The sequence below is a fragment of the Kitasatospora sp. NPDC002227 genome, assembly GCF_040296285.1.
Classification (GTDB): domain Bacteria; phylum Actinomycetota; class Actinomycetes; order Streptomycetales; family Streptomycetaceae; genus Kitasatospora.
Genome location: NZ_JBEOWY010000065.1, coordinates 1 through 17,445, shown reverse-complemented (window position 1 = coordinate 17,445; position 17,445 = coordinate 1). Strand labels below are relative to the sequence as shown.

Here is a 17,445-nt window from a genome sequence, read left to right as displayed (position 1 = left end):
GGACGTCACGGACGGCCTGGCGCCCGGGACCGCCCGGCTGGTGCGGCCGCGACGGCGAGCGGTGGGTGTGCACGGTCTGCCGCGAGCCCGTCCGGTCCTACGCGTACCGGTTCCATCCGCCCGAGTCCTCCTTCTTCGAACGCTGCATCAGCCTGAGCTGGTGCTCGGGCTGCCGGATCCGCTCCAGCGCTCTGGTGCACATCCCGCGCAGGCGGGTGCTGACCGACGCCCTCGCCGGCTTGCCCGTCTACGTGCGGGCGGATCTGCGCCGCAGCGAGCAGGCCCTGATCGAGCACCTCGACGCCCACGGCATCGGCCGACCGCCCGCGCGGTAGGAATTCCTCGGGCTACTCTGCCGGTTCTCCCTCCGGCCCCGCCTTCCCGCCACCGCTCTCCCGTCCCCGCCTCCGACGCCGACTCCGACTCCGACTCCGGAGAGGTGAGATGACCGACGCTCCGCTCCTCGATCTCGCAGCCGTCCTCTCGTACGCGGCGGCTCAGCACGGCCTCGCGCTGCCTCCCCCGGCGATCCGGACGGACCGGCGCGCCGTGTTCGGGGACGAGGACGGCGGGCTCGTGAGCGTGCACACCGGGCCGCGGGACAGCGGCCACCACCGGGTGCGCTGCAATCGCCAGGGCGCCTGGCTGGCCGGCGGGATGACGGCGGAGACCGCCGCGGTGGTCGGAGCCGTCGCCGCCTGGGTCGGCGGCGCGAGCCTCTCACGCACCAAGGAGGCCGCGCCGTTCATCCACTTCGAGCCCTGGGCCCTGGCCCACGAACGCGAGCCGTTCGGACCGGTCGAGCTGTCCTGGTGGCACCTGATCGACGCCGCAGGGCGCCCGTGGGCCCGTCACCGGCTCCAGGACCGCCAACTCGCCCTCCTCAGAGCCGCCCAGGCCCGTCCGGAGCTCCGTCGGCTGACCCCGGTCACCAGCCACTTCACCCTCTGGTTCTCGGCCACCCCGACCTACCCGTACGAGCGTGTCGGCTGCTCGATCGAGCCCCGTGCAGACGGCTACCTGCTCCGGTACCGGGGTAGCCGCACCGCGATCCACCTCACCACCCCGGAGGAGGCCGTCTCCCTCGCGGTCGCCGCCCTGCCGGGGGCGGAGTCCTGACGGCCGCGATCAGGCAGCGGCCAGGCGCTTCGCCATCACCCGCTCCCGGCCACTGCCATCGGCGAGGAGCTCGCCGGGCTCACCCGTGTCCGTGAACCCGTGCCGCCCGTAGAGCGCGGTCGCCATGCGGTTGTCCGGCATGACGGACAACCGCAGCACCGTGGCACCGCGCTCCACCGCCCACCGCTCGACCGCCCGGATCAGGTGGTCACCCACACCCCTGCCCCGAGCCGCAGGAGCGACCCACATGGAGATCAACTCCGCGTCCGCCGCCCCCTCCCCCGGCACTCCGCTGGCCATACCCACCGCAACGCCGTCGAGCAGCGCGAGGAGATCGTGCGCACCGGGGATCGACAGCCGGGCCCGCCAGCGTTCCTCCCGGTCACCGGCCCCCTGCCACTGGGCCAGCGTCGAGCCGAACGCATAAGGCGCCTCGCCGAGGGCGGCCAGCCGCACCTCCCGCCAGAGAGGCCAGTCGTCCGAGGTCAACGTACGTAGTTCAAGCATGGTCCGGACCCTGCCCGCCCATCACGGCGGACAGCAAGTCGATTTCCACCGAACCGACTGGTCGAGTTCAGAACCACGCGGAGGCTGTTCCACCGCCCCGGATCACCCGGACGAGTGATCACCAGCTCCGCCTGTTCGAAGCCGGAGGTCAGTGCTGGAAGTGGACTTCCGGATTGTTCGGCGAGGGGCCGTCCAGCAGCGGACTGCCGATCCCCTTCAGCGTCCGGTCGAAGAACGCTGTCACGTACTCGCGGGTGATCGCCACCCCGCGTTCCGGGGAGAGGGGCGGCGTCGGGAACCCGGCCTCTTCCAGCAGCAGGTCCAGGTCGGAGAAGCTGAAGTGGTCGGCGCCGGCGACCGTCAGCCACTTCTTGTCGTCGCCGAGGGCAGCCCAGGGGCGCTCCCAATCGGTGTTGGCGGCCGTACCCAGCATGAGGAACGGCCGGTCGATCTGACCGGGCATCGGGACCGGGTGAAAGGTGCCGTCCATGTTCACTCCGGCCAGTACTCGTGGGTCGGCGATCATCGTGGCGGCCGCCGCCGCTCCCCCGAGGGAGTGGCCGGCCATGCCGATCTCGTGCTTGTCGATGAGGTGTGCCAGGGGCCACGAGCGACTGTCGCGCGTCAACTGGTCGACAACGAAGGAGACGTCCAGCGCGCGGCTGGCGGCGACGGAGTCGAAGTCGAGCGTCGCCGGGCCGTCGCAGATCGCGCACGGCGGCGTCTGTCCGTCCGCCAGCGTCTCGCCGCTGTCCTCGTAGGTGTGGCCGACGAGCGCGACGACGTAGCCGTGACTGGCCAGGTCGGTCGCGAGCGAGGTGAGCATCATGCGCGGGTCCTCGTACCCCGGCGAGAGGACCACCAGTGGATACCTGCCGCGTCGCGGCCACGCGCCGTCGAAGGCGTGGGTGGTGACGCCGGCCAGGTTCTGCGGGGTGACGCCGGAGCTCGCCGGCGTCTTCCGGCGCTGGATGACTCCGGCTGCCTCGGCGAGGGTCATGTAAGGGGCCGGAGTCCCGGTCCCGGGGACGGCCGGGTAGACCATCGTGACGGTCAGCCGGCGGGGGCCGGACGACGGCACCCACGGGTCGGGACGGCTCACGTCGGTGAGGTGGATGACGCTCTCGCCGGCCGCGTAGGGGCCGGTCGGCGCGGGGAGCGCGCCTTGGAAGGACCGTACGGCTGCGGCCGGTGCAGTGTCGGACGCGCGCGTGGCCACCGGTGTGGTCGTGGCGGCGCCCCCGGCGCCGGTTCCGCTGACGAGGGCGGCGAGCGCCAACGCGGCGACAGCGCTGATACGGCGATTGCGTTTCATGGGACCGACGCTAGGTTCCGCAGCTCCGTATCGAATCAGCCCATCGATGCGAATGTTCTGGTCCGCCGGGAGCACGTCGTGCGGAGCTGCACTAGGCGTCGAGATAGCGGTAGTCCCCGCCCGGGGGGCCGATCACCAGCCCACCGTTGCAGACCCTCCACTCGCTCATGCCGTCGACATCGTGGGAGACCAGGAACAGCCCCCGAGGCCGTTCGTCGTACTCGTCGTCCTGGTCGGAAGCCGGGATCCGGGCGATCTGACGCAGCCTCTCCTCGAACCACTGGAGAGCCGCCGCACGGATGTCTCCCCCGTAGAAGGCCCAGCTGACGTAGTTGTACTGCCGAGCAGGGAAGGCCCAGCCGCCGCTGTAGGTGCCTTCCGGATCGTCTGCTGCCACGATCTCCTTGATCCGGGAAAGCTGCCGGTCGTCACACTCCAGCCAGCCCCTGACCGCGACCATGGTTCCCACAGCGGTTTCTCCTCATACCTCTGGCACCGCACACACGCACGGTTCCTGTCCGCCGACACGCTAGAGGCCACCGGATCGGACCGGCAAAGGGGTTCTCGCGCCAAGCCACCGTCGGAGCCGGGATCACACCCCCTTCGGGCCACGTACGCTCACCCCTGTGACGAATCGGATCGAACAGCTCGTCGAGGAGTTGGTGGGCCCTCAGCCGGCCGGAGTGGCGCTCGATCTTCTCGACGACCACCTGCGGCGCGGGGACTCGGAGTTCGTGGCGCAGTTCGGCGCCGTGCTGCTGCGGCGCTACGGCGCGGGCGGCGGCGAGCACCGGTACCTCTTCGAGCGGCTCCTGTGGCGGCTGGCGACCACGCCCGGCCGCGAGAACGTGGGGCACGCGCTGCGTCTGGGCCTGGCCGCGCTCGGGGAAGGCCCCAGACCCGAACGTCGTGCGGCCGCCGTGCTGGCCGAGTACCAGTCCGTCCGGGACTTGGGGCCGGTGTTCGCGCCGGGGCGGTCCGGTGGCGGCGCGGACGAGTTGCGGGCCTGCCTGATCCACGAACTGGCCCTGCGCGGCGGCAGTGCCGAGGGGCTGCCCGAGGCCGTGGCGTGGGCCGGGGCCTCCCCGTACTGGCAGGAGCATCCGCTGTCCTGGCTCCCCTGGACCCTTGCGCCCCAGGAAGTCCGGCCGGTCGTCCCGCACTACTTCGTCGGGGGCATGACCTTCGGCTCGCGGTACACCCTGCCGGAGGGCGCCCCGCTGCCGAGCCGCGCCGCCGGGGACGTCCCGCTCGTCACCGCCAACCGGCTCGACTTCGCCCTCGAAGCCGCAGTTGACCGCTGGTCAAGGCGCCACAACGGGCGCGTCGAGTCGGGCATCCACCTCACGGACGCCCCGGTCGGGCCCGACACCGTCCACCCGGTACTGCTCTCGCTCTCCTTGGACTGCCTCGCCGAGCTGGCCGGCCCCGACCGCCTCACCGTCTTCACGACCACACCGGCCGAGGCCTGGAGCGTGCTCTTCGCGGCCGCCTCCCTCGGCGGCGGGCACAGCAACGACTGGTGGTACGGCGCCTACGGCCGCCTCGCCGCCTGGCGGTCCGTCGCGGCCCTGGTGGGCGCGCCCGACGGTGCGGCACCGGCCGAGGTGGAGCAGCTGGCGGGCGCCTGCACCTGGTACGGCTTCAGCGCCTCCACCCACTGGTTCAACTACGCCGACATGGACATCGGCCTCCTGGTGCTCTCCCCCGACGGCCGCCGCCTCGCCGTCCTGGCCGCCACCGACTACAACGGCGGCTGAGCCGCAGGAACCACGGACCGCCCCGGCCGGACCGCCGAAGCGACGAGCCAGGGCCCCGGCACTGTGCCAGGGCCCTGGCCAGGACGCCCGCTATCCGTGGGTCGTACCGTAGTAGCCCCGCTCCGCGGCGACGCCGTACGGGCACTCCGACTTCTGGTACTCGTAGCGCCAGGCGCTGGTGTGGCTGCTCCCGTCCGCGCAGACGAGGGTGGTGCGGACGTACACCCCGGTGCCCGCGCACTTGGCGTGGAAGCGACCCGCACCACCCGGGCCGCCCTTGTCGTACCACGTGATGCAGCCCGCGAGGTGGCCCGCCGAGTCGGCGGCCACGGCCGGAGTGGCGGCGAAGACGGTGCCGAGCAGAGCGGCGGTAGCGATCCCGATGGCGAGACGCTTCATCAGTTCCCCCTGAGTTCGGTCGAGCCAACTGCCGTGGACACGCCAATCCTTGCGGCTGGCCTCGGTGGTGTCGTCACGAAAACCGGCCAAGCCCGACCGGGCCCGGTGGCCGGGGCGCGGCCCTACGCCCTGACTTCGTAGAAGCCGCTCTCGAAGACCGTGCCGCAGCGGTCCTCGGGGGCGTCCGCGTGCTCGGTGATGTGCACCAGGACGGACTCGTCGGTGTCGTTGGTCCAGAGCCGGAACGCGCCGCCGGCGCCGAACATCTCGCCGTAGCCGATCTGGGTACGGCTCGCGCCCTCGCCCGAGTAGGCCCGGTAGATGGTCGGCCCGGGGGTGTCGGAGCCGATCCAGAGGTAGGCGCCGGGCGGCACCAGCATGGCGGGGCCGCACTCCAGCTCCCCCGAGTACGGCTCCTCGCAGGCCCAGGTCCGGTGCTCCAGCAGGGTGTCCGCCCACGCGGGGGCGATCCCGGCCAGGCCGGTCAGGGCCGCGACGGCGGCGACGGTCGTCACTCTCAGTCTCCTGCACATGGTGTTTCGCATGCAGACCGTATCCCCGGTGCCGACGGCCGCCAGTTGGCCGGACGGAACTGATGCCCCGTCCGGCCGAGCACAGATCCGGCGTCGGCCAGGAGGCGGCGCCGACGCCTCACTCGTGTGCCGCTGCGGGCCGGTCCGGGCGGTAGACGGTCAGCGCGGTCTCGGCCTTGGTCAGGCGGAGGCGGTCCGGGGCGGGGACGGCCTCGCCGTCGACGGCGAGGTGGGGGACGGTGTCGAGGGCGGCGAGGTCGAGGGCGGGGAGGCGGGCCTCGCGGTAGACGGGGGTGGTGGCGAGGGTGCCGGTGAGGAAGGCGAGGAGGAGGCGGGTGCGGGCGAAGGGGTGGCTGCCGTCGACGGCGCGGATGTCGAGGAGGCCGCCGTCGAGCTCGCTGCGGTGGGTGGGGGCGAAGCCGGGCGGGTCGTAGGCGCCGTTGCCCGCGAAGAGCAGCCAGAGGCTGCGGGGGACGCCGGAGACGGTCAGCCTGACCGGCTCGGCGGAGGACAGCACCTGGACCAGCGCCACGGCCAGCGCGGGCCACTTGCCCAGCCGCTTCTCCATGCTTTCGCGGACCCGGACCAGCTCGGGGTAGATCCCGATGCTGAAGGTGTTCAGGAAGAGCCGGTCGCCGCCCTCCGCGCGGACCAGCCCGAGGTCCACGGCCCGCGCGCTGCCGCGGCGGACGGCCTCCGCGGTGGCGGCCAGGGTGCCGGCGCCCAGGTCCCGGGCGAAGTGGTTGAGGGTGCCGCCGGGGAAGACCGCCAGCGGCAGGCCCTCCCGGACGGCGACCCCGGCGGCCAGGTTGACGCTGCCGTCCCCGCCGCAGATGCCGAGCGCCCCGCCCGAGGCGAGGGCGAGGGCGGCGGCCCGGTCGAGCAGCGCGGCCAGGTCGTCGCCGTCCTCGAACAGCTGGATGTCCGCCTCGGGGAGCAGCTCGCGCAGCTCCTCGACGGTCGCCTCCCCGCTGCTCCCCGACTGCGCGTTGACCACCACGTGCAGCCCGGCCCCGGTGGGCAGTGCGGGCGCGTCGGTCCGGGGCGTCGCCGTGCCGGCGGGCCGGCCGTCGCGCCGGGGCCACCAGCGCAGCGTGAGCGCCGCCGCGCCCGCGCCGAGCGCCGCTCCGGCCAGGACGTCACTGGGGTAGTGGACCCCCACGTACACCCGGGAGGCCATCACTCCGGCCGCCACCGGAGCGGCGAGGGCGCCGAGCAGCGGCGATTCGATCGCGAGCGCGGTGGCGAAGGCCGCCGCCGAGGCCGAGTGCCCCGAGGGGAAGGAGCTGGTGAAGGGCTGCCTGACCAGGCGTCGGACGACCGGCACCAGGTCGATCGCGGGTCGCGGCCGCCGGGTGAGGCCCTTGGCCGCGAGGTTCACGGTGGCCGAGGCGAGCAGCAGCGAGCCCACCCCGCGCAGCGCGGCCCGGCGGGCGGCCGGGCGGCCGGTCGCGCCGAGGACGGCGGCGGCGGCCACCCAGAGCTTGCCGTGGTCGGCGGCCCTGGTCAGCCGGTGCAGCCACGGGTCGGCACCGCGCATCCGGCGGGTGGCGACCTGGGCGAAGAGCCGGGTGTCGAGCGAGTTCAGGGCTTTCCTCATCCGAAACGGTCCTCCCCATCCGGTGCTGCCGACCCACCACGCTTACCCCAAGAACCTCCGTCGACACGGCCCACCACACCGTGCTGCCCCCGCCCGGAGACCGGACGGGCGCAGCATCTGCGGCGCCGACGGTCAGCCGCGGCCCAGGTCGCGGTTGATGAAGGCGAACAGCTCCTCGTCGCTCGCATCCGCCAGGCTGTCCGCCGCCGAGGCGGCCGGCTTGGCCTCGACCGCCGGCGCAGCCGCGGCGGGGCCGCCGTTCCACTGGGCGAGCAGGCTCTGCAGGCGCATCGCCACCTTGGCCTTGACCAGGTTGTCCGCCCCGGCGGAGGCCACGGCCGCGTCCAGGCGGTTCAGCTCGGCGAGGAAGGCCTCACCGGCCGAGGCCTGCTCGGGGAGCAGCTCGGCCCGCAGGTAGCGGACCAGCGCGGTCGGCGTCGGGTGGTCGAAGACCAGGGTGGCCGGGAGGGCCAGGCCGGTCGCCGCGCCGAGCTGGGTGCGGAAGTCCACCGCCGTCAGCGAGTCGAAGCCCATCGCGCTGAACGAGCGGGTGGCCTCGACCGCCGTGGCCGAGGAGTGGCCGAGCGCGAGCGCGGCCTGGGTGCGGACCAGGTCCAGCAGGGCCTCGTCCCGTTCCGTCTCCCCCAGCCCGGCCAGCCGCTCGCGCAGCCGGTCACCCCCGCCGGCCACCGCCACCGGCTCGGCCGTGGCGGCGGCCATCGCCGCCTGGGCCTGGGGCACGCCGCGCAGCAGCGCGCAGCCCCGGGCCGCGGTGAACAGCGGCGTGAAGGTCTCCCACACCACGTCCGCCACGGTCAGGCAGGCCTCGCCGTCGTCCAGCGCGCCCTGCAGGGCGCCCCAGGCGGTGTCCGGGTCGAGCGCGGGGAGCCCGCGACGGCGCAGGCCCTCGGCGCGCTCGGCGTCGGCGGCCATCCCGCCGCCGCCCCACGGGCCCCAGGCCACCGAGGTGGCCGCCAGGCCCCGGGCCCGCCGGTCGGCGGCGAGCGCGTCCAGGTAGGCGTTGGCCGAGGAGTAGGCGGACTGCCCGCCGCTGCCCCAGATCCCGGAGATGGAGGCGAAGAGCACGAAGGCGTCCAGCTCCACGCCCTCCAGCAGCTCGTCCAGGTGCCGCGCCCCGGCCGCCTTCGCGGCCACCACCTCGGCGAAGGAGCCGAGGTCGGTGTCGGCGATGGTCTCGGAGGCGCCGACACCCGCCGCGTGCACCACGGACCGGACGGGCGAGCCGTCGGCTGCCAGGCCGTCCAGCAGCTTGGCGAGCGCACCCCGGTCCGCGATGTCGCAGGACTCGAGGCTCACCCGCACGCCGCTCGCGGCCAGCCCGGCCGCCGCCTCCGCCGCGCCGGGCGCGTCCGCGCCCCGGCGGCTCACCAGCACCAGGTGCTCGGCGCCGTTCTCGGCCAGCCAGCGGGCCGCCCGCAGGCCGAGCGAACCGGTACCGCCGGTGATCAGCACCGTGCCACGGGCCCGCCAGGCCGTCCGGTCGGCCGGGGCCGACTGACGCGGGGCGCGGACCAGCCTGCGGGCCAGCAGCCCGGACGGGCGGATCGCCAGCTGGTCCTCCTCGCCGCCGCCGGTGAGCACGGCGCGCAGCCGCTCCCGGCCGGTCGCGTCCAGCTGCGCCGGCAGATCGATCACGCCGCCCCAGCGGTCGGCGCACTCCAGGCCCACCACGCGGCCCAGACCGGCCAGTTGGGCCTGGTCGGGGTGGACCGGCTCGCCGGGGGCGACCGCCGCACCGCCGGAGGTCAGGCACCAGAGCGGGGCCTCGATCGCGGCGTCCCCGAGCGCCTGCACCAGCAGCAGCGTGAGCCCGATGCCGGTGGTGACGGCCGGGTGCTTGGGATGCGCGGCCCGGTCGAGCCCGAGCAGCGAGACGACTCCGGTCGTGGATTCGCCCGCCGCTACCCGCAGTTGATCGGCCAGCGCGGCCCGGCCGGTGTCGGCGTCGCCGACCTCGACCCGCACGGCCGTACCGCCGCGCTCGGTCAGCGCGCCGATCACCTGCTCCGCCAGCGAGGGTTCGCCGCCGGGCACCAGCACCAGCCAGTTACCGCGCTCCCGGCCCGGCTTGGGCTCGGCGACGGCCTCCCAGCGCACCCGGTAGCGCCAACCGTCCAGCACGGACTGCTCCTTGCGCTGCTTGCGCCAGGAGGAGAGGGCCGGCAGCAGCTCGCTGAGCGGCTGGGCCGGGTCGATGGCGAGCTCGCTGCCGAGCGCCGCCAAGTCCTGCCGCTCGACCGCGTCCCAGAAGCGCCCGGCCTCGATGTCCAGGCCCGGGGCGGCCGTTGCGGGCGAGCCGGAGGCCAGCCAGTACCGGTCCCGCCGGAAGCGGTAGGTCGGCAGGTCGACCCGGGCGGCACCGGAGCCGGCGAAGTACGCCGCCCAGTCGATCCGCACTCCGCGCACGTACAGGCGGGCGACGGAGCTCACCAGCGTGTGCACCTCGGGCCGCCCGGCCCGCTGGACGGGCGCCCAGGCCGGGTCGGCCGCCAGCGCGGAGAGCACCCCGTCGGGGCCCAACTCCACCACCGTGCCCACACCTTGCTCGCGCAGGCTCGCAACGCCGTCGGCGAAGCGGACGCTCTCGCGGACGTGCCGCACCCAGTGCTCGGGGGTGGTGAGCTCGGCGTCCGCCAGGTTGGAGACCACCGGGATCCGGGGGGCGGCGTACGTGAGCGACTCGGCGACCGCGCGGAACTCGGCGAGCATCGGGTCCATCAGCGGCGAGTGGAAGGCGTGGCTGACCGTGAGCCGCTTGACCTTCCGGCCCTCGGCCCGCCAGGCCGCCTCCAGCTCCGCGACGGCAGCCTCGACCCCCGAAACCACCACGGAGTCCGCCGAGTTGACCGCAGCGACGTCAACTCCCTCGACCAGCGTGGCCCGGACGTCCTCCTCCGAGGCCTGCACCGCGAGCATCGCACCGCCGGCCGGCAGCGCCTGCATCAGCCGGCCACGGGCGGCGACCAGCTTGCAGGCGTCGGCCAGGCCCAGCACACCCGCCACGTGCGCGGCGGCCAGCTCACCGATCGAGTGACCGGTCACGAAGTCCGGTGTCACACCCCAGGATTCGAGCAGCCGGAACAGTGCCACCTCGATCGCGAACAGCCCGGTCTGGGTGTACGCGGTCCGGTCCAGCAGCCCCGAAGCGTCCTCGAACAGCACCTCACGCAGCGGCCGCTCGAGCTCGGCGTCGAGCTTGGCACACACCTCGTCCAGCGCCGCCGCGAACACCGGGTACGCGTCGTACAGTTCACGCCCCATCCCGGCCCGCTGGCTGCCCTGGCCGGAGAAGGCGAAGGCGGTCAGGCCCTCGGCCCGCACCCCGGCGGTCACCGAACCGGCGGCCCGGCCCTCGGCGAGCGCGTCCAGGCCGTCGAGCAGATGGTCCCGGTCGTGGCCGACCACGACGGCCCGGTGCTCGAACGCCGCCCGGCCGGTGGAGAGCGAGAAGGCGGTGTCCAGCAGGCCCGACTCCGGCGCGCCGCGCAGGAGTTCGGCCAGGGCCCGGGCCTGCTCGCGCAGCGTGTCGGCGCTGCGGGCGGAGAGCACGAGCGGGAGGTCACCCGCCGGACCGGACACCTGCTCCGGTGCGGCGGCCGGGGCCACGTCCTCGATGATCGCGTGCACGTTGGTGCCGCTGATGCCGAAGGCCGAGATGCCGGCCCGGCGCGGGCGGTCCTCCTGGTGCGGCCAGGCGGTGGGCTCGGTGAGCAGTCGCACCGCGCCCGCCGTCCAGTCCACGTGCGAGGTCGGCTCGTCCACGTGCAGGGTGCGCGGCAGTACCTCGTTCCGCATGGCCATCACCATCTTGATGATGCCGCCGACACCGGCCGCGGACTGCATGTGGCCGAGGTTGGACTTGAGCGAGCCCAGCCAGAGCGGCCGGTCCTCGGGCCGGTCCTGGCCGTAGGTGGCGAGCAGCGCCTGGGCCTCGATCGGGTCGCCCAGCGGGGTGCCGGTGCCGTGCGCCTCGACCACGTCGACCTGGTCGGAGGTCAGTCGGGCGTTGGCCAGCGCCTGCCGGATCACCCGCTGCTGAGCAGGGCCGTTGGGCGCGGTCAGGCCGTTGGAGGCACCGTCCTGGTTGACCGCCGTACCGCGCACCACCGCGAGCACGGGGTGCCCGTGGCGGCGTGCCTCGGAGAGCGGCTCGACCAGCAGCATGCCGACGCCCTCGGCCCAGCCGGTGCCGTCCGCCGCCTCGGCGAAGGACTTGCAGCGGCCGTCCTGCGCGAGACCGCGCTGGCGGCTGAACTCGGTGAACATCCCCGGCGTGGCCATCACGGCCGCGCCGCCGACCAGCGCCATCCCGCACTCGCCGCTGCGCAGCGCCTGGACGGCGAGGTGCAGGGCGACCAGCGAGGAGGAGCAGGCCGTGTCGACCGTCATCGACGGGCCCTCGAGCCCGAAGGTGTAGGACAGGCGGCCGGAGACCACGCTGCCGGTGTTGCCGGTCAGCAGGTGCCCCTCCAGGCCGTCCGGCAGCTCACCGGAGAGAGCCGAGCCGTAGCCGGACGGCGCCGCGCCGATGAACACGCCCGCCTGGCGGCCGCGCACCGTCGCCGGGTCGAGCCCGGCCCGCTCGAAGACCTCCCAGGCCGTCTCGAGCAGCAGGCGCTGCTGCGGGTCCATGGCGAGCGCCTCGCGCGGCGAGATCCCGAAGAACGCGGCGTCGAAGCCGGCCACGTCGTACAGGAAGCCGCCCTCGCGGACGTACGAGGTCCCGGCCCGGTTCAGGTCGGCGTCGAACAGCCCCTCCACGTCCCAGCCACGGTCGGTCGGGAAGCCCGAAACCGCATCGCCACCATCCGCCACCAACTGCCAGAGCTCCTCCGGCGAGCGGACCCCGCCCGGGAAGCGGCAGCTCATGGCGACGATCGCGATCGGCTCCTCGGCCGTGGTGGCCTGCTGGACGACCGCCTTCGCGTCCGCCTGCCCAGGCGTGTCGGCGCCGGGCAGCTCGGCGCCCAGGTGCTGCGCGAGCGCGGCCACGGTCGGGTGGTCGAAGACCAGGGTGGCGGGCAGGCGCAGACCGGTCGCGGTGTTGAGGCGGTTGCGCAGCTCGACCGAGGTGAGCGAGTCGAAGCCGAGGTCCTTGAACGCCCGGTCCGGCTCGACGCTCGCCACCGAGCTGTGGCCGAGCACCGCGGCGACACTCCCCCGGACCAGGTCGAGCAGCGCCCGCTCCCGCTCCGGCCCGGTCAGCCCGACGAGCCGGCCGGCCAGCGTGCCCTGCTCGCCGCGCGTGTCGCCCGATGCGGCGGCGGCCCGACGCCGGGTGACCCGGACCAGCTCCCGCAGCAGCGGCGGGACACCGTGCTCGGCCGCGCGCTCGCGCAGCGTGGCGAGGTCCAGCCGCGCCGGGACCAGCAGCGCCTCGGCGCTCGCCCCGGCCGCGTCGAACAGCCCCAGCCCCTGGGCCGGGCTGAACGGCAGCACCCCTGCCTCGGCCATCCGGCGCAGATCCGCCTCGGTCAGCTCCTCGGTCATGCCGCCGCCGGACTGCTGCCACGGGCCCCAGGCGAGCGAGGTGGCGGGCAGGCCGAGGGTGCGGCGGTGAGCCGCGAGGGCGTCGAGGTAGGCGTTGGCGGCGGCGTAGTTGGACTGCCCCGCGCCGCCGACGATGCCGGAGGCGGAGGAGAACATCACGAACGCGGCGAGGTCCTGGGTGAGCGTGAGCTCGTGCAGGTGCCGGGCGGCGTCGGCCTTGGGGCCACGGACAGCGGCGAGCCGCTCGGGGGTCATGCCGGCAACCAGGCCGTCGTCCAGCACGCCCGCCGTGTGGACCACGGCGGTCAGCTCACGGCCGGCCAGAACGGCGGCCAGCGCGTCGCGGTCGGCGACGTCACAGGCCACCACCTCGGCCCTGGCACCCAACTCGCCAAGTTCGGCGACGAGTTCGGCCGAACCGGCGGCCTCGAGGCCACGGCGGGAGAGCAGCAGGAGCTTGCGCGCCCCGTGCTCGGTAACCAGGTGCCGGGCCACCAGCCCGCCCAGCGAACCGGTCCCGCCGGTGATCAACACCTCACGCGCCGGATCGAGCTGCTGCGGGACCGTCAGGACGACCTTGCCGACATGCTTGGCCTGGCTGACGAACCGGAACGCCTCCCGCGCCTGCCGGACGTCCCAACTGCGCACCGGCAGCGTCTCGATGACGCCCGACGCGAACAGGTCGAGCAGCTCGGCGAGGAGCTCGCCGATCCGCGCCGGGCCGGCCTCGACCAAGTCGAACGCCTGGTACACGACCCCCTCGGACACGGTCGTGCGAATGTCCGTCTTACCCATCTCCAGGAACCGCCCGCCACGCGGCAGCAGGCTCAGCGAGGCGTCCACGAACTCGCCCGCCAGGGCGTTGAGGACGACGTCCACGCCCTCACCCTCGGTCACTGCGAGGAACTTCTCCGCGAAAGCCAGGTCACGCGAGGACGCGATGTGGTCATCGTCCAGGCCCAGCGAGCGCAAGGTGTCCCACTTGCCGGGGCTCGCCGTCGCGAAGACCTCCGCACCCAGGTACCGGGCCAGCTGGATCGCCGCCATGCCGACACCACCGGCACCCGCGTGCACCAGCACCCGCTCACCGGCCCGGACGCTACCAAGGTCGGTCCACGCGTACAGCGCGGTCAGGAACACGATCGGCACCGACGCCGCCCGCGCGAACGACCACCCCACCGGAACCGGCGCCACCATCCGGTAGTCGGTGACCGCGAACGGCCCGAACCCACCACCGAACATCCCCAGCACCCGGTCACCCACAGCCAGCCCGGTCACGCCCGGACCGACCTCGGCCACCACACCCGCACCCTCGATACCCAGCGGCGCCACCACCGGATACATCCCCAAAGCATTCAGCACGTCCCGGAAGTTCACACCCCCGGCCCGCACCGCGATCCGCACCTGCCCCTCGGCCAACGGCTCCACCGCCGCCTCGACCAGCTCCAACGCCTCCAGCGTCCCGCGCTCACGGCTGTCCAGCCGCCACGCCACACCCTCCGGCGCGACCAACTCCCCAGCCGTGTCGGCCCGCAGCAGGCGCGGCGCCAACACCGCACCGGCCCGAACAGCCACCTGCGACTCACCCGAAGCAACAGCCCCGGCCACCACAGCCCACGACTCCGCAGAGCCGTCCACATCCACCAACACCACCCGACCCGGCTGCTCCGACTGAGCAGAACGCACCAGACCCCAGACCGCCGCACCCTCCAGATCAGCCACACCCTCACCGGAGTTGGTGGCGACCGCCGCGCGGGTCAGCAGCACCAGCCGGGCTTCGGGGTTGGACTCGTCGGCCAGCAGCTCCTGAATCAGTTGCAGGGCCTGCTCGGGCGCCGTGGCGCGGGCCACCAGCACCGAGGCCGACTCCACGTCACCCGTCGGCAGCCCACTGCCCAGCGTGTCCTCACCCAGCAGCGCCCAGCCGTCGGTCGTACCCTCGGCAGCCGGTATCGCCGACCAGCCGAGACGGAAGAGCGAGTCGGCGCTCGAGTCGGAGGCCCTGAGCTGTTCCTGCGTCACCTGACGCAGCACCAGCGAGTCCACCGAGAGAACCGGGGCGCCCGACTCATCGGCCGCCAGCAGCGCGACGCCATCCGTGCCGGTCCGCGACAGGCGCACCCGCAGTACGGCCGCACCCGAGGCGAAGAGCGACACGCCCGACCAGGAGAACGGGAGTCCCCCGCCCTGCTGCGACTCGCCCGAACCCGAGGCCGGGTCGGCCGCCAGCGCGGTGGCGTGCAGGGCGGCGTCCAGCAGTGCCGGGTGCAGGCCGAAGCCCTCGGCGTCGGTCTCGGCCGGCAGCGCGACCTCCGCGTACACCTCCTCGCCACGCCGCCAGGCGGCTCGCAGGCCCTGGAACGACGGGCCGTAGGCGAACCCGCGGTCGGCGAACTCGGGGTAGAGCGACTCCACCGGCACCGCGACCGCCGAGGCGGGCGGCCAGGTGGACAACTCCTCAGCAGCGAAAGGAGCCTGGGGCGATCCGGCGAGCGAACCCGTCGCGTGCCGACGCCAGACGTCCTCACCGTGCTGCTGGGAGTAGATGCTCAGCGCGCGGGCGCCGTCCTCCTCCTCCGCTCCGACCCGGACCTGCACCTGGACCGTCCCGCTATCGGCGAGGACCAGCGGCGCCTCCAGGATCAGCTCCTCCACCCCCTGGCAGCCGGCCTGGTCGGCGGCGCGCATGGCGAGCTCGACGAAGGCGGTGCCGGGGAGCAGGACGTGATCCATGATCCGGTGCTCGGCCAGCCACGGGTGGGTCTTGAGCGAGAGCGAACCGGTCAGCACCGTCCCCGCCCCGTCGGCGAGAGCGACGGCGGCGCCGAGCAGCGGGTGATCGGTCGCCCGCAGGCCCAGCTCGGTGACATCGCCCGAGAAGCCGCCTGCCATCGTCGGCCAGTACCGGGCGTGCTGGAAGGCGTAGGTCGGCAGCTCCACATGGGCTGCGCCGCTGAACAGCGCGGACCAGTCGACGGCCGTGCCGCGCACGTACGCACCGGCCAGTGCGGCCAGCAGGCCGGCCGCCTCCGGTCGTCCCGAACGGGCAAGCGGCAGCGCCACCGTCCCGTCCGGTACCAGGGCGGCGAGGACGGCGTCGGGGCCGAGCTCGAGGAAGGTCCGGACACCCTCGCCCCGCAGGGTCGCCACGCCGTCGGCGAAGCGGACCGCCTCGCGGACGTGGCGCGCCCAGTACTCGGGCGTGGCGAGCTCCTCGGTGAACGAGCCGGTGAGGTTCGAGACCACCGGGATCGTCGGCACGCTGTACTCCAGAGTCTCCGCGACTGCGCGGAACTCGGCGAGCATCGGGTCCATCAGCGAGGAGTGGAACGCGTGGCTCACGGTGAGCCGCTTGACCTTCCGGCCCTCGGCCCGCCAGGCCGCCTCCAGCGCCGCGACATCCGCCTCAGCACCGGAAACCACCACAGACGAAGGCCCGTTGACCGCCGCGACATCCACCGCACCAGCCAGCACGGCCCGGACCTCGGCCTCCGTCGCCTGCACGGCGAGCATCGCACCACCACTCGGCAGCGCCTGCATCAGCCGGCCACGAGCGGCCACCAGACGGCACGCGTCCTCCAACGACCACACACCGGCCACATACGCCGCCGCCAGCTCACCGATCGAATGCCCGGCCACCAAGTCGGGCGTCACACCCCAGGACTCCACCAGCCGGAACAGCGCCACCTCGAAGGCGAACAGCCCGGCCTGCGTCCACACGGTCTGGTCCAGCAGATCCGTCGAGGCGTCGAACATCACCTCACGCAGCGGCCGCTCCAACTCGGCGTCGAACTGCGCACACACCGCATCAAGCGCATCCGCGAACACCGGGAACGCCCCGTACAGTTCACGCCCCATCCCCGCCCGCTGACTCCCCTGGCCGGAGAACAGGAACCCGGTCCGGCCCTCCACCACCGAGCCCACCACCACACCCGCCGCCTCGCCACCCCCGGCGACCACAGCCAACCCCGCCAGCAACTCCGCGGCATCCGCACCGAGCACCACAGCCCGCTGCTCGAACTCCGCCCGCGACACCGCCAACGCCCGACCGACCCCAGCAACCGACACACCCGCGTCCAACTGCTCCGCCAGCCGCCCGGCCTGCGCACACAACGCAGCCCCACCACGACCCGACACCACCCACGGCACCACCGGCCCGGCCACCGAAACCCCGGCCTCCGCCGCCTCCGGCGCCTGCTCCAGCACCGCATGGGCGTTCGTGCCACTCATACCGAACGAGGACACACCCGCCCGGCGGGGACGCCCGGTCTCCGGCCACTCCACCGACTCCGTCAGCAGCTCCACCGCACCCGCCGACCAGTCCACATGCGGCGACGGCGCATCCACATGCAACGTACGCGGCAGCACACCGTGCCGCATCGCCATCACCATCTTGATCACACTCGCCACACCCGAAGCCGCCTGCGTGTGACCGATGTTCGACTTCAACGAACCCAACAACAGCGGGTTCGCCGCGTCCCGGTCGCGACCGTAGGTGGCGAGCAAGGCCTGCGCCTCGATCGGGTCGCCCAGCGCCGTACCGGTGCCGTGCGCCTCGACGGCGTCGATCTGGTCGGCCGTCAGCTGGGCGTTGGCGAGTGCGGCGCGGATCACCCGCTGCTGCGACGGACCGTTCGGCGCCGTCAGACCGTTCGACGCACCGTCCTGGTTGACCGCAGAACCCCGCACCACCGCAAGCAC

The 17,445-nt window shown here is 73.8% G+C and carries 10 protein-coding genes; 3 read left to right on the top strand and 7 right to left on the bottom strand.

Going from position 1 to position 17,445, the window contains the following annotated elements; all coding sequences use genetic code 11:
• Positions 1-65: 65 nt before the first annotated feature.
• The gene (locus ABT095_RS35040) at positions 66-335 is read left to right on the top strand and encodes a hypothetical protein (RefSeq protein ID WP_350533632.1); all 270 of its coding nucleotides are present in this window, start codon (positions 66-68) and stop codon (positions 333-335) included.
• Positions 336-444: 109 nt separating this feature from the next.
• The gene (locus tag ABT095_RS35035) at positions 445-1,119 is read left to right on the top strand and encodes a DUF6193 family natural product biosynthesis protein (protein WP_350533631.1); all 675 of its coding nucleotides are present in this window, start codon (positions 445-447) and stop codon (positions 1,117-1,119) included.
• 9 nt (positions 1,120-1,128) lie between these two features.
• On the opposite strand, the gene ABT095_RS35030 is transcribed toward ABT095_RS35035, so the two are convergent.
• The 3 genes from ABT095_RS35030 to ABT095_RS35020 all read right to left on the bottom strand — a co-directional run bounded on the left by ABT095_RS35030 (position 1,129) and on the right by ABT095_RS35020 (position 3,401).
• Positions 1,129-1,626 carry a GNAT family N-acetyltransferase gene (locus ABT095_RS35030; protein WP_350533630.1) on the bottom strand — a complete coding sequence of 166 codons (498 nt, stop codon included), beginning with the start codon at positions 1,624-1,626 and terminating at the stop codon, positions 1,129-1,131.
• A gap of 148 nt (positions 1,627-1,774) precedes the next feature.
• On the bottom strand, positions 1,775-2,941 hold the full coding sequence (locus ABT095_RS35025; protein WP_350533629.1) for an alpha/beta hydrolase family protein: 1,167 nt from the start codon (positions 2,939-2,941) through the stop codon (positions 1,775-1,777).
• 91 nt (positions 2,942-3,032) lie between these two features.
• Entirely contained in the window at positions 3,033-3,401 is a 369-nt protein-coding gene (locus ABT095_RS35020) for a hypothetical protein (RefSeq protein WP_350533635.1), read from the bottom strand.
• Positions 3,402-3,567: 166 nt separating this feature from the next.
• Here ABT095_RS35020 and ABT095_RS35015 point away from each other — a divergent pair, with 166 nt between their 5' ends.
• Positions 3,568-4,701, top strand: a complete 1,134-nt coding sequence (locus ABT095_RS35015) for a DUF6183 family protein (RefSeq protein WP_350533628.1) — start codon at positions 3,568-3,570, stop codon at positions 4,699-4,701.
• Between the two features lie 90 nt (positions 4,702-4,791).
• On the opposite strand, the gene ABT095_RS35010 is transcribed toward ABT095_RS35015, so the two are convergent.
• From ABT095_RS35010 to ABT095_RS34995, 4 genes are all read right to left on the bottom strand, one after another.
• Positions 4,792-5,100, bottom strand: a complete 309-nt coding sequence (locus ABT095_RS35010) for a hypothetical protein (protein WP_350533627.1) — start codon at positions 5,098-5,100, stop codon at positions 4,792-4,794.
• A gap of 122 nt (positions 5,101-5,222) precedes the next feature.
• Entirely contained in the window at positions 5,223-5,615 is a 393-nt protein-coding gene (locus tag ABT095_RS35005) for a hypothetical protein (RefSeq protein WP_350533626.1), read from the bottom strand.
• Between the two features lie 136 nt (positions 5,616-5,751).
• Positions 5,752-7,233, bottom strand: a complete 1,482-nt coding sequence (locus tag ABT095_RS35000) for a bifunctional phosphatase PAP2/diacylglycerol kinase family protein (protein ID WP_350533625.1) — start codon at positions 7,231-7,233, stop codon at positions 5,752-5,754.
• 132 nt (positions 7,234-7,365) lie between these two features.
• The coding region (locus tag ABT095_RS34995; RefSeq protein ID WP_350533624.1) for a type I polyketide synthase at positions 7,366-17,445 on the bottom strand (10,080 nt) is incomplete at its 5' end.